Below are 12,976 nucleotides of genomic sequence, written 5' to 3'. Positions count from 1 at the left end.
TTTTAACTTAAGCAATGGCATTACCCGCATATAACGCAGAAACGGTTTCTACACTGTCTTTGGTTTACAGATCTCAAGTCGGTAAATCTACAAGACTTATATACCTATCTACGCTTGCACTCATTGTTTTAGTATTGCTTAGCCTTCCATTTATCTACATTCCAATCAGTGTTAAAAGTGCTGGCTTACTCCAGTCATCCATTGAAAAAACTGCCTTAAGCGTTCCCGTAGGTGGACGATTAATTGATTTGAGGCTTGCCGATAATCAAAAACTTAAAGCCGGCGATACTTTGTTGATTATTGATGCCGCTTTACCCAAACAACAAACTTCGTTGGTGCAGAACCGCCAAACGCAAGTCAATCAGTTTTTAGGCGATATTTCCGAACTTTTAGGACGCATCAGCCGTGGCGGAAGGACGCCTAATCTCCAAACCGGTCAGTACAATGCTGCATGGCAGCAATATGCACAAGAACTGGAAAATGCCCGCATCGTAAGAAAGCAGGCAGAAAATACTTTCAAACGTTACAGTACACTTTATCAAAATAAGGTGCTTACTGCTGCGGAATATGAAAAATACAAATTCGAACTTGATCAGGCTAAATCAGCCTACTTAATGATAATTACCAAGTATAAAACCAAATGGCAAACGGAAGCCAATGAATTCCGTAATGAACTCAACCAGCTTTCAGGTGAACAGATTGCCCTGAATGAGCAGAAAAAGCAATATGTGTTACGTGCTCCTGTTTCCGGATCCATCCAAAATTTAACCGGAATCCAAAAGGGAGGTTATGTATTTGCAAACCAGAAACTGGCTGAGATTTCTCCTGATACTAACCTTAGGGCATTCTGCTACATTAAACCTTCTGATATTGGTTTAATTAAAACAGGACAAGAAGTAAGGTTTCAGATTGATGCCTTTAATTATAATCAATGGGGGCTCGCCAGGGGAAAAGTAATTGATGTTTCTGATGATATTATCTTACTGAAGGACAATGTTCCGGCTTTTAAAGTTAAATGCAGCATCACTGATAAGCATTTAACCTTGAAAAATGGCTATAAAGGTTACCTAAAAAAAGGTATGAACTTTACAGCCAGGTTCAGTGTCGCTGAACGGAGCCTTTATCAGCTTTTATATGATCAGGTAGATGATTGGGTGAACCCTAACATTGATCCTAAGACTGAATAACGCATGAGTATCAAAATCAAACAACGAGATATTACGGATTGCGGAGCAAGCTGCCTGGCCTCTATTGCGGCTCATTATCAGCTTAGCCTCCCTGTTGCGCGTATCCGGCAGTTTGCAGGAACCGATCAGCGTGGAACAACAGTACTAGGAGTTGTTGAGGCTGCTCAAAAATTAGGTTTTGAAGCTAAAGGGGTAAAGGGCACATTCGATAGCCTCTTTAAAATACCCACACCCGCCATAGCACACATTATTTTAAATGGTGTTATTCAGCATTATGTGGTTATTTATAAAGTAAATGCGAAGTACATAGAGGTAATGGATCCTATTGATGGACAATTACATCGCAAAAGCCATGATGCATTTAAGGCAGAATGGACAGGTGCATTGGTATTGCTTTTACCTGCAGAGGAATTTCAGACTGGCAATGAAAAAACGAGTATCCAAAGTCGTTTCTGGAATCTGATTAAACCTCATAAAAATATTCTTCTTCAAGCGCTGCTAGGCGCAGTTATTTATACCGTTCTAGGTTTATCTACCTCTGTTTTTGTTCAGAAACTGGTAGATTTTGTTTTGGTAGATGGCAATCATAACCTGCTCAACCTCATGGGCGTAGCCATGATATTTGTGCTGATTATTCAGATCTTCATCGGCACAGCCAAAACCATCTTCACCCTTAAAACCGGGCAAATGATCGATGCACAATTGATCCTCGGTTACTACAAGCACCTGCTTAAATTACCGCAACAATTCTTCGACACGATGCGGGTAGGAGAGATTATCTCCCGGATTAATGATGCCGTAAAAATCAGAACGTTCTTAAACGATGTAAGCGTAAACTTCCTGGTTAACGTCTTCATCGTGTTTTTCTCTTTTGTGATGATGTTCAGTTACTATTGGAAGCTGGCCTTCATTATGCTGACTGTGATTCCGCTTTATTCGCTAATTTATTATGTTACCGATAAGCTGAATAAGAAGGCGCAGCGGCAGTTAATGGAAGAATCTGCAGATCTCGAATCTCAATTGGTAGAGAGCTTAACCGCTGTAGGAACCATTAAAAGATTCGGCCTCGAAGATCATACCAATGAAAAAACGGAAGTCCGTTTTGTAAAACTCTTACAAACAGGCTTTAAGTCTAACCTCAATTATGTGTTTTCGGGTACTTCTTCAGAATTTATCTCTCGTATCCTTACCATTGTACTTTTATGGGTAGGTGCGGGTTATGTAATGGAGAGCAAGATTACTCCAGGAGAACTCTTATCTTTTTACACCCTCATCGGTTATTTTACTGGTCCGGTTTCTTCTCTCATTGGGATGAACAGAACTGTACAGGATGCTGTGATCGCAGCTGATCGATTGTTTGAGATTATGGATTTGGAAAGAGAGAAGGATGAAAATCAGATTGAGCTTACCGCCGATCAGATTGGAGATATCTCTTTTGAGAAAGTAACCTTTAGGTACGGTACCCGTGCACCTGTTTTTACGGAGCTGAATTTGCATATCCCGAAAGCTAAGTTTACGGCTATTGTAGGCGAGAGCGGCTCAGGAAAGTCAACCTTAATGTCGATTGTGCAACACATTTATACCGTTCAGGAAGGACGGGTAAGTATTGGGGCTTACGATTTGAAGTACATTAGCAACAAATCGCTTAGAAAACTGATTGCCGTGGTACCGCAACAAATAGACCTCTTCGCCGGTAATGTAATTGATAATATTGCGGTTGGTGATGATCAGCCTGACATGCAACGCATTATTCATATTGCTACCCAGTTGGGGATGATTGATTTTATTGAAGCTTTACCAAAAGGTTTTCAAACTTATTTAGGTGAGCGTGGTGCTTCATTGTCTGGTGGACAGCGCCAGCGTATTGCTATTGCCAGGGCATTGTATAGAAAACCTGAAATTTTAATTTTAGATGAAGCGACCTCTTCGCTGGATTCAGCCTCTGAAAAGTACGTACAGAAAGCCATAGAGTTGTTAAAAGCAGAAAATAAAACAGTAATCGTAATCGCTCACCGCTTGAGTACCTTAAACCAGGCCGATAAAATTATCGTACTGGATAAGGGCAGGGTAATAGAAGAGGGGAAACATCAGGAATTATTGTTTAACCCAGCTTCAGCCTATACCAATTTATGGAAGTTGCAGGGGATAGGCTCACAGTAACGCTTTAACAGTAGAGAAATTATAAGTTTTGTCTTTAGCTTTTTAAATCGAATATAAACCGTGTCTTGGAGTCGGTGGTGAAATAATTAACTGCAAAGAGCGCTAAGTGAATCACAAAGCTGGAAAAGTCTACATCTGTTGCAGTATTAATATTCCCGCTTGTGCGGGGATGAGGACCGTTGTTGCAAGATGATAAGTTGTAGCGGTCTCAATGCTTACCGAAGCAACTTACCTGTAAAAGTTCTGCTTTTAAATGTGCTTAAATGGCTTATATGGTGAAAATTTTTTGCCATTAGGCTTTTTAAACTAAAAGGAAACCATTTTAGGAGTATAATATTAACCGCAAAGAGGGCTAAGTTAATCGCGAAGCTCGCAAAGTCTACATCCGTTGTAGCAGTAAGATTCCCGCATGCGCGAGAAAGACGACCGTTGTTGCATGATGATAAGTTGTAGCGGTCTCAATGCTTACCGAAGCAACTTACCTGTAAAAGTTTCGCATTTAAATATGCTTAAATGGCTTATATGGTGAAAATTTTTTGCCCATTAGGCTTTTTAAACTAAAAGGAAACCATTTTACCAGTACAATATTAACCGCAAAGATTGCTAAGTTAATCGCGAAGCTCGCAAAGTCTACATCCGTTGTAGCATTAAGGTTCCGTATGTGCGGGAATGAGGGCCGATTGTACGTGAGGATAAATAGTAGCGTCTCACTGCTTACCGAAGCAACTCTTCTGTAAAAGTTTCACTTTTAAATGTGCTTATATGGCTTATATGGTGAAAATTTTTTGCCCATTAGGCTTTTTAAACTAAAAGGAAACCATTTTACCAGTACAATATTAACCGCAAAGATTGCTAAGTTAATCGCGAAGCTCGCAAAGTCTACATCCGTTGTAGCATTAAGATTCCCGCATGCGCGGGAAAGACGACCGTTGTTGCAAGATGATAAGTTGTAGCGGTCTCAATGCTTACCGAAGCAACTCTTCTGTAAAAGTTTCACATTTTAAATGTGCTTAAATGGCTTATATGGTGAAAACTTTTTACCCATTAGGCTTAAACCAAAAGGAAATGGTGTATTAGTTGTAAATACACGAGCAGATATGGCGCTTAGCCCCGCAGCCCAAACACGCAACCCTCAACCCATTACCAACTCATCTGTTTCCAGTGCCTTCAGTAAGCCATGGATATCATTCCAATGATTAATCCTTTGGTGATGGTCTTTATTTACATTGTGAAATGCGGTAAACATAATGGCCTTACCCTTGCAGAAATCAAGATTCTTGCAATGATCATCAATGAGGTAGTCTGTATCAATAATACTTTTATCTCCACAGAAGATGATATTTCTCCAGCTGATAAATGGAAAATGCTCAGCAAGCCATTCGCGTTTTTCGAATAGCGATAGCGGAAACTCCATTGCTGCCGATACGATATAAACCTCATAATTTTCCATTAATTTTTTTACTGCTTCAATTGCACCATCCATAACAGGTAGTGTCCTAAAGAAACCTGCCTGATGAAAAATCTTTTTAACTAATTCCGGATCTGCAATTACTTCCTCCTCTGCTTTCCCTTTAATATCATCTCTTGTCATCAGTATGCCTGTTTCTCTTTGATATGCTCTTAACATATGATCTTCAATGTCAGCCAATACACCATCCATATCAATACCTATTTTTCTTTTCATTTTTGCTATATTTTGCAACAAATGTATTTAATATTGCATAATATTGCAAATGTGTCGGCTAAATAAATGTTATATTTGCTACATATTGCATTGTTATGGTAAAGGAAGAACGATTACAAATCATCATAAATACCTTAGATAAGGATAATAAAGTTCGGTTAGATCAGTTGAGTACATTGCTAAATGTATCAGAAGATACCGTACGTCGTGACATTAAGGAACTGGATAATCTGGGCTTACTGAAGGCGGTAAGGGGCGGGGCAATAGCCCGATCGCCTATACCCAAGCATTATCGTGAAAGGGAGCATTATAACCAACAGCATAAGCAAACCATTGCGAGCAAAGCTTTACGGTATCTAAAGGATGGTCAGGTGGTGTTTTTTGATGGCGGTACATCTGTTACCGCTTTGGCTGCTCAGTTGCCCGGCGATTTAAAGATTACAGTAGTAACCAATAGTTTTCCCGTAGCTAATGTTTTAGAAGATCATCCGAGTGTGGAAGTTATTTTTGCCGGAGGAAGATTGCATAAAACAGCATTCACCACGGTAGGGCAGGAGACAGTTGATACTTTTAAAAAAGTAAGGGCTGATATCTGTATGCTGGGCATCTGTAGTTTACATCATAGCATGGGCATCACCTCAATGGTGTACGAAGATGCTCAACTCAATACTATTATGATAGATCGCGCTCAAAAAACCATTGCCCTTTCTACACTCGAAAAAATTAATACGGTAGAGCCTTATTATGTTTGCCCGGTCAGCGATTTAGCTGTTATTATTACAGAGGCCGATCCTGCCAACGCAGATTTAGCGCCTTATAAAAAGTTAGGGATTGAAATTGTTTAGCGATATTTGCGCAATAATTTCTGCCTAAATCACATTTAAAACAACGTATCCTCCAATGAAGTTTGAACTTAGTTGTTAATGGGCAAGAATTCGGGAATATCTGGACTGATGATCGGTCTGATTATCACGGGATTTATCCCTCGTGTGAGTTAGGTAATTTAGGCAGGATAGCTTTTCTTGACTGGTATGAGTTGTGGCTCGATAATTCTTTACGTGATATTAATTCAAGTACTTTAAATGGAATAACTGTAGCTCAGGAAACACTGGTAAGAGTTCGTAAGCCGTGGTGGCAGATTTGGTAGTTGCCTTAATTCCTGGGTTTTCGAATTTACCTCTTAGTTGATGATTCTTTCTGAATTAAAAATCCCCTAAAAAACAAAAGAGATACTCCATCCAGACGTATCTCTTTTTTCTAACCAAATATAAACCTGTTATGAGCCAGGCTTTGTCTTTAATCTCCTTTCTAAACTTAAAGCCTATCCGGGAAATGATTTATCTTTTTAATTGGTAATAAACATCGTTCCGTTTATTACTCTACAAATATAGGAAAAAAAATGATAGTGTAAAAAATACACTAAGAAATTTTTAAGTATTTTTTTTGTCATTTTTTAAGAACTATGTTTTTTCTGAACCTTTCAGGATAAAAACAACCTATGCTGCAAATATAGAATAAATATTTTTCATGTTATTGTTAAATATTGTCAAAATATAGTACGAAATATTCCAATTTTTTGGGGGTAAATGAGTTTTTTAACTTAATTGGTGTTAAAAATCATATTATTTAGGATTTTTGTTAAGATAAAACCGCTTTTTTGATGATAAAAATATTTTTTAATGTTAAATTGATGTTAAATCTTGTGCTAGTTCATTAGTGAAAAAAACTTTCACAAATAAAAAAGGACTTCGAATGAAGTCCTTTTTGGTGTTTTTATAAAAAATGGGTCTTAAAACCGTGTTCTTATTTTAAATTTCCGTAATATTCAACAAATTTAGCTAAAGCTGAAGAATATCCCCACTCGTTATCGTACCAAGATACAACTTTAACGAAATTATCATTTAAAGAGATACCTGCTTTTGCATCAAAGATAGAAGCGTGATCATCTCCGATGAAATCAGAAGAAACAACTTCGTCTTCAGTATAAGCCAATACGCCTTTTAATTCGCCTTCAGAAGCAGCTTTCATAGCCGCTTTGATTTGCTCATAAGTAGCAGGTTTTTCTAAACGTGCAGTTAAATCAACTACAGAAACGTCAGCTACAGGAACGCGGAATGACATACCAGTTAATTTTCCTTTTAATTCAGGAAGTACCATACCTACTGCTTTAGCAGCACCAGTTGATGAAGGGATGATGTTAGAGAAACCACCACGACCACCTCTCCAGTCTTTAGCCGAAGGACCATCAACCGTTTTTTGAGTTGCAGTTACTGCGTGGATTGTACTCATTAAACCTTCAACAATACCGAAGTTATCGTTTAATACTTTAGCAATAGGTGCTAAACAGTTAGTAGTACAAGATGCATTAGAAACTATAGTTTGATCTGCAGTTAATTTATCGTGGTTAACACCCATTACATAAGTAGGGATGTCGCTATCTTTAGCAGGAGCAGAGAAAACTACTTTCTTAGCACCAGCAGCGATGTGTTTCTCAGCGTCAGCACGCGTTAAGAATAAACCAGTTGATTCGATTACTACTTCAACACCTACAGCATCCCATTTAAGGTCGGCAGGGTTTCTTTCTGCAGTAACGCGGATTGTTTTTCCATTTACTACTAAATTACCGTCAACAACTTCAATTGTTCCATCGAATTTGCCGTGGGTAGTATCATATTTTAACATATAAGCCATGTAATCTGGCTCAATTAAATCGTTAATAGCTACAATATCTAATCCTCTTTTCAAAGCAGCTCTGAAAACCAGTCTGCCAATACGGCCAAAGCCGTTTATTCCAATTTTGCTCATTGTTTGTTAATTTGTGTAATGTTTTAATAAATTTAGTATTGGTTCTTTTATAATGGTTTTAATCATTAATTGGTGCCTTTGTGCGGTTAATTGAAGCCTTTCTTCGAGTTCGGCAGCTACTTTACCTACAAAATGCAATTCTTCGCCCGGATGTTTTTCCACTGTAGGAAGCACATATAGTTGAAAATATTTTTCTAAGCCATCGTCAATCATTTTCATGATAAACTCATGCTTCATGTTCTGGGTAATAAAATCAAAGAAAGAAGTTAAAAAAATGTTGGCCTGTGGCTTGTTGTAAATTCTTTCTAAAACCTGAGGGCGTTCTAGATTATAGTTTCTTACTAATTTGGTTTCCAGATCTTTTGGTAACTTTTTACTCAAAAAGCTTTTTAAAAGCATCTTGCCGAAATAGTTCGAAGAGCCTTCATCTCCAAGGATATATCCAAGGCCAAAGTTGTTTTTCTCTGGCTTTTTGCCGTCAAAGTAGGCACAGTGTGAACCACTACCTAACATACCAACAATACCTGGTTTATCATAACAAGCTGCCTTGGCGGCACCAAATAGATCATTCTCTACCACCACTTTACTGTACCTAAAGAAAGAGGAAAGCGTTTCCGCTAATTCTTCTTTTCTATCTGCAGATGTGGCTCCGGCTGCAAAGAAATAAATTTTCTTTATATTTTCTGCATTGTTTACCAGAACAATTTTCTTGTTCAGAATTTGAAGTACCGTTTTCGGGTCAACAAAGCAAGGGTTGATACCCGCTGTGTTGCAATGTGCTACAACTTGTCCATTTTGAGTTAATTTCCAAAATGCTGTTCTCGATCCGCTATAAACAACCGCTATCATATCCTTATATAGATAGTACTTCGGTCATTTCCATTAAATCTGGTTCCAGTTTAAACGAATGGGCCGTTAAGGCTTCCTTAATACTGGTTAGTTTAATCTCGTTTCCATGTAGTCCAACCATCATTTCTGTTTCTCCTGCAATCAGGGCATTTACAGCTGCAAAGCCTAAACGGCTACCTAAAATACGGTCGAAACTGCTTGGGCTTCCACCACGTTGTAAGTGTCCTAATATCGTAACCTTAGTATCGTAATGATCAAAGGTTTCTTTTACTTTCTTGGCAATGTCATAAGCACCGCCCTGTTTGTGGCCTTCGGCTACAATTACAATGCTCGACGATTTCTTTGTAGCTGCTCCTAAGGCTAGTTTATCGATTAACTCATTAACGCTGGTTTCACGCTCAGGCAATAAAACAGCCTCTGCTCCACTCGCTATCGAACTTCTCAAAGCAATACAACCAGAATCGCGGCCCATCACTTCTATAAAGAACAAACGGTCGTGTGCATCTGCGGTATCTCTAATTTTATCTATGGCATCAATTACGGTATTAATGGCCGTATCGTAACCTAAGGTAAAGTCAGAACCAACCAGGTCGTTGTCAATGGTACCAGGGATACCAATCACTTTTACCCCAAAGCTTTCTGAAAAACGTTTAGCACCAGTAAAGGTACCATCTCCACCAATAACCACAAGGCCATCAATGTCGTTTTTCTTTAAATTTTCGTAAGCAATCTGCTGTCCCTCGTCGGTTTTAAAATCTAAACAACGGGCTGTTTTTAGAATGGTTCCGCCCAAGTGTAAAATATTACTTACAGAACGGGCGTCCATTGGTTTTATATTATCGTTGATCAGTCCCTGATAACCTTGCATCACACCAAACATGTTAATGCCATGGTAAATTCCAGTACGAACAACAGCTCTGATTGCAGCATTCATTCCAGGGGCATCGCCTCCAGAAGTTAATACAGCTATATTTTTAATATTTGGCTTCATCTTTATAGTACGAATATAGTGTGTAATTTTTACACTAAGTAATTTTTTTTATTTTTTTTACTTAATATTGAAAGTCATACCTTTATCAGCTTAAAATAACTAAATTTTGCCTTGGAACAAATTTTACCTCATTTAGATTCAGTATTCTCGATAGATTGCGTTTTGTTTGGATTTGATGGTAAGGAACTAAAAATCCTACTTATTGAAAGGAATGAAGAACCATTTAAAGACTGGTGGGCACTGCCCGGTAATATCGTTGGTCCTGATGAAAGTTTAGATCAGTCGGCCTCCCGTATCTTGTATGAACTTACCGGTTTACGCGGTATTTATATGGAACAGTATTATGCTTTTGGTGATCCAAACAGGCACCCTCAAGGTCGCGTAATTACTTTGGCTTATTATGCTTTGATCCGTTTAGGTGGCGATAAGGAGCTTCGCCCGATCAGTAATTATGCTAAACGAGCAAACTGGTTACCTATAACTGATTTGCCAAAATTGGCCTTCGATCACCAGAAGATTTACGATAAGGGTTTAGAGAAAATTAAACGCCGGATTAAACATCAGCCCATTGCTTTTGAACTGTTGCCAGAGAAATTTACCCTCACACAGCTGCAACATGTTTATGAGTTGGTTTTGGGTAAAAAGCTCGATAAAAGAAATTTTAGGAAGAAAATTGTAAGTTTTGGCGTGCTTAAAGAACTCGATGAAAAACAAAAAGGGGTGTCTTATCGCGCAGCTACACTCTATAAATTCGATAAACGCAAATACGCCAAGTTATTTGGTAAGGAAATATCTTTTTAAGTTAAAAGTGTAAAATAGAAAGTATAAAGCTTATTGCGAGATAGCCTGGTTTGATATTCAAATCAGGCTTTTTTATTAATGAGTTCATTTGTTCATTCGTCATTAGTTCATTCATCAAGTTTCTCACTGCAAAATAAAATTGATAATGGTTCGTGAGCCACGAAAGATGGGCTCAACGAATATTGTCTCGAAATTCAGACTCCGGACTGAAGACTGTTTCAAATCATTGATAATGGTTCGTGGGCCACGAACCATGGGTTAACGAAACATAATTAAACAACAAAGCCCGAGAGATAAAATCGGGCTTTGTTGCTATATTGAAATCCAGACTCAGGACTAAAGACTAAAAGACTATCCCTTAGGCGCTAGTTCCAGGTGGTAATGAACCAAATCATCTATAGGTGAGCGGATGATTTTTCCAACACCCATTTCATAACGATCAGCCACAATACTCAAAATGTCGCGGAAGCTGTAACCTACAGAACCTACGCAATTTAATTTATGGTCTTTATAGTTTGGATAATGGATAACCAATGCTTCGAAGAATGCCGTAAAAGCATAGTCAATCGTTGCAAATGCATAGTCTTCGTAGTTATCTTTAAAATCGTATAAAAATTTACTAAAGCTTGCGCAGAAACGATTTGGAAGCGGTTTGTTGTAAATGTTATCAAAAATATCTTCGTTAGTTAAAGCATAGTTATCATAAAAAGCTTCTCTTAAACCTTTAGGCATATAACCTTTCATGTAATCGCTTAGAATGCGTTTTCCGATAAAAGAACCACTACCTTCATCACCTAAGAAGTAACCTAAAGAATCGATGTTTAAAGTAATATCATTTCCGTCATAAAGACAAGAGTTTGTTCCTGTACCTAAAATTGCAGCAAAACCAGGCTCGTTACCTAGTAAAGCTCTGCAAGATGCCAACAAATCGTGGCCTACAAATATTTCTGCATTGGTGAATACCTGAACCATCGCATCAGCAACAATCTTCTTGTTCGCTGGCGTTGAACATCCGGCACCATAGTAATATACTCCGGTTAATTTTTCTTTTTCCAAGTGGTCTGGAAGAGTTTCGTTCAATGATTTTACAATGTATTCTGTTTTGGAAAAATACGGATTGTAACCTTCAGTGTTAAAGTAAATTTTTCTGCCGGCCTCGTTAATCAAGCACCAATTTGTTTTGGTTGACCCACCGTCTGCAATTACTATCATTTTATTTATTTTTGGTTTTAGCACGATAAAAGTATAAAAACTCTTATATTTTGTATCTTTTTTTTTAATAATTTTTTAACAATTTGTTATCTTATAAAATCAAGTGTGTAAAAAATACACTATATATGGGGCTAGATATGCCCAAAAACCTTAAAATTAGACCAGAAAGGGCATTAGTCTTTTTTTTAAACCTATAAAAATTTTACAATCGATAAGCAGATGAATAACCCTATTTTAGACTTTAGAAGTGATACCGTAACCAAGCCTACTCCTGGAATGCTGGAGGCGATGATGATGGCAAAAGTTGGTGATGATGTTTTTGGTGAGGATGAAACTGTGATAGCATTGGAGCGAAAATTAGCTGCTACTTTTAATATGGAGGCCGGTCTTTTCTGCCCGTCGGGAACCATGACCAACCAAATCGGAATCAAATGCTTTACCCAACCGATGGATGAGGTAATCTGCGACCAAACGGCACATGTTTACCGGTATGAAATTGGCGGAATTGCTTATCATTCTGCAGCCTCGGTTAGGTTGTTGTACGGAGAGCGGGGAATCTTAACGCCGGAATTGATTGAACCCGAAATTAATGAAGACAATATTCATTATCCTAATTCGAGTTTGGTGGTTTTAGAAAATACGGTAAATAAAGGTGGTGGGAGTTGCTACACGCTGGCACAAATAGCACCTATTCATCATTTATGTAATATTAAAGGATTAAAACTGCACCTGGATGGCGCGAGGATCTTTAATGCGCTGGTGGCTACAGGAGATAAAGCGATAGATTATGGTCAGTACTTTGATGGGATCTCTGTCTGCTTATCTAAAGGTTTGGGCGCTCCCGTAGGCTCCGTTTTGCTGGGAAGTAAAGAAACCATCAAGAAAGCCAGGAAAATAAGAAAGGCCTTTGGCGGAGGGATGCGTCAGGCAGGTTTTCTGGCTGCTGCTGGTATTTATGCCTTAGATCATCACGTAGTAAGGCTAAAAGAAGATCATGATCACGCAAAAGCATTGGCGGAAGCCTTAGCAAAAAGTAAATATGTAAAGTCTGTTATGCGTGTAGAAACCAATATTGTCGTATTCGAAGTAGGAACAGGGCAGGCACAAAAGATTGTTCATCACTTTAAAGAGAAAGGATTGTTATGCAACACCACAAGCGCAAATACAATAAGGTTGGTTACCCATTTAAATTTGACACCCGCGATGATAGATCGTGCGATTGAAATAATATTACATTTGTAAGAGAGCTGAGTTGGGGAGATGTGTAGGTGAATTATTGTTTAATTG

10 protein-coding genes are annotated in these 12,976 nt (G+C 38.3%); 5 read left to right on the top strand and 5 right to left on the bottom strand.

Annotation, left to right across the window (positions count from 1 at the left end; translation table 11 throughout):
* The first annotated feature begins 14 nt into the window (after positions 1–14).
* Positions 15–1,187, top strand: a complete 1,173-nt coding sequence (locus BMX11_RS21040; protein ID WP_090888496.1) for an HlyD family secretion protein — start codon at positions 15–17, stop codon at positions 1,185–1,187.
* A 3-nt stretch (positions 1,188–1,190) separates the two neighbouring features.
* Entirely contained in the window at positions 1,191–3,347 is a 2,157-nt protein-coding gene (locus BMX11_RS21035; protein ID WP_090888493.1) for a peptidase domain-containing ABC transporter, read from the top strand.
* A gap of 1,132 nt (positions 3,348–4,479) precedes the next feature.
* On the opposite strand, the gene BMX11_RS21030 is transcribed toward BMX11_RS21035, so the two are convergent.
* The gene (locus tag BMX11_RS21030; protein WP_090888490.1) at positions 4,480–5,031 is read right to left on the bottom strand and encodes a 5' nucleotidase, NT5C type; all 552 of its coding nucleotides are present in this window, start codon (positions 5,029–5,031) and stop codon (positions 4,480–4,482) included.
* Between the two features lie 95 nt (positions 5,032–5,126).
* Between BMX11_RS21030 and BMX11_RS21025 the strand changes: the two genes are divergently transcribed.
* Complete coding sequence (locus BMX11_RS21025; protein ID WP_090888487.1) at positions 5,127–5,876, top strand: DeoR/GlpR family DNA-binding transcription regulator; 750 nt, start codon at positions 5,127–5,129, stop codon at positions 5,874–5,876.
* 958 nt (positions 5,877–6,834) lie between these two features.
* Here BMX11_RS21025 and gap read toward each other — a convergent pair.
* Genes gap through pfkA form a run of 3 tightly spaced genes read right to left on the bottom strand, consistent with a single transcriptional unit; the run spans position 6,835 to position 9,676 of the window.
* Positions 6,835–7,836 carry a type I glyceraldehyde-3-phosphate dehydrogenase gene (gap, locus tag BMX11_RS21015; protein ID WP_090888481.1) on the bottom strand — a complete coding sequence of 334 codons (1,002 nt, stop codon included), beginning with the start codon at positions 7,834–7,836 and terminating at the stop codon, positions 6,835–6,837.
* A 6-nt stretch (positions 7,837–7,842) separates the two neighbouring features.
* Positions 7,843–8,685 carry a hypothetical protein gene (locus BMX11_RS21010; RefSeq protein WP_090888478.1) on the bottom strand — a complete coding sequence of 281 codons (843 nt, stop codon included), beginning with the start codon at positions 8,683–8,685 and terminating at the stop codon, positions 7,843–7,845.
* Between the two features lie 4 nt (positions 8,686–8,689).
* A complete protein-coding gene (pfkA, locus tag BMX11_RS21005; RefSeq protein ID WP_090888475.1) occupies positions 8,690–9,676 on the bottom strand; it encodes a 6-phosphofructokinase in 987 nt (328 codons plus the stop codon).
* 111 nt (positions 9,677–9,787) lie between these two features.
* Here pfkA and BMX11_RS21000 point away from each other — a divergent pair, with 111 nt between their 5' ends.
* Positions 9,788–10,477, top strand: coding sequence for an NUDIX hydrolase (locus BMX11_RS21000; protein WP_090888473.1), 690 nt, complete (start codon positions 9,788–9,790; stop codon positions 10,475–10,477).
* A 351-nt stretch (positions 10,478–10,828) separates the two neighbouring features.
* Here the strand turns inward: BMX11_RS21000 and BMX11_RS20995 are convergent, their stop codons facing one another.
* Positions 10,829–11,689: a BadF/BadG/BcrA/BcrD ATPase family protein gene (locus BMX11_RS20995; protein ID WP_090888470.1), complete on the bottom strand. Its 861-nt coding sequence runs from the start codon at positions 11,687–11,689 to the stop codon at positions 10,829–10,831.
* Positions 11,690–11,908: 219 nt separating this feature from the next.
* Between BMX11_RS20995 and BMX11_RS20990 the strand changes: the two genes are divergently transcribed.
* Positions 11,909–12,931, top strand: a complete 1,023-nt coding sequence (locus BMX11_RS20990) for a threonine aldolase family protein (protein WP_090888467.1) — start codon at positions 11,909–11,911, stop codon at positions 12,929–12,931.
* The last annotated feature ends 45 nt before the right edge of the window (positions 12,932–12,976 follow it).

Source organism: Pedobacter rhizosphaerae (assembly GCF_900111155.1).
Taxonomy (GTDB): domain Bacteria; phylum Bacteroidota; class Bacteroidia; order Sphingobacteriales; family Sphingobacteriaceae; genus Pedobacter; species Pedobacter rhizosphaerae.
The sequence above is the reverse complement of the archived record's forward strand: the minus strand, read 5'-3'. Positions and strand labels throughout refer to the sequence as shown.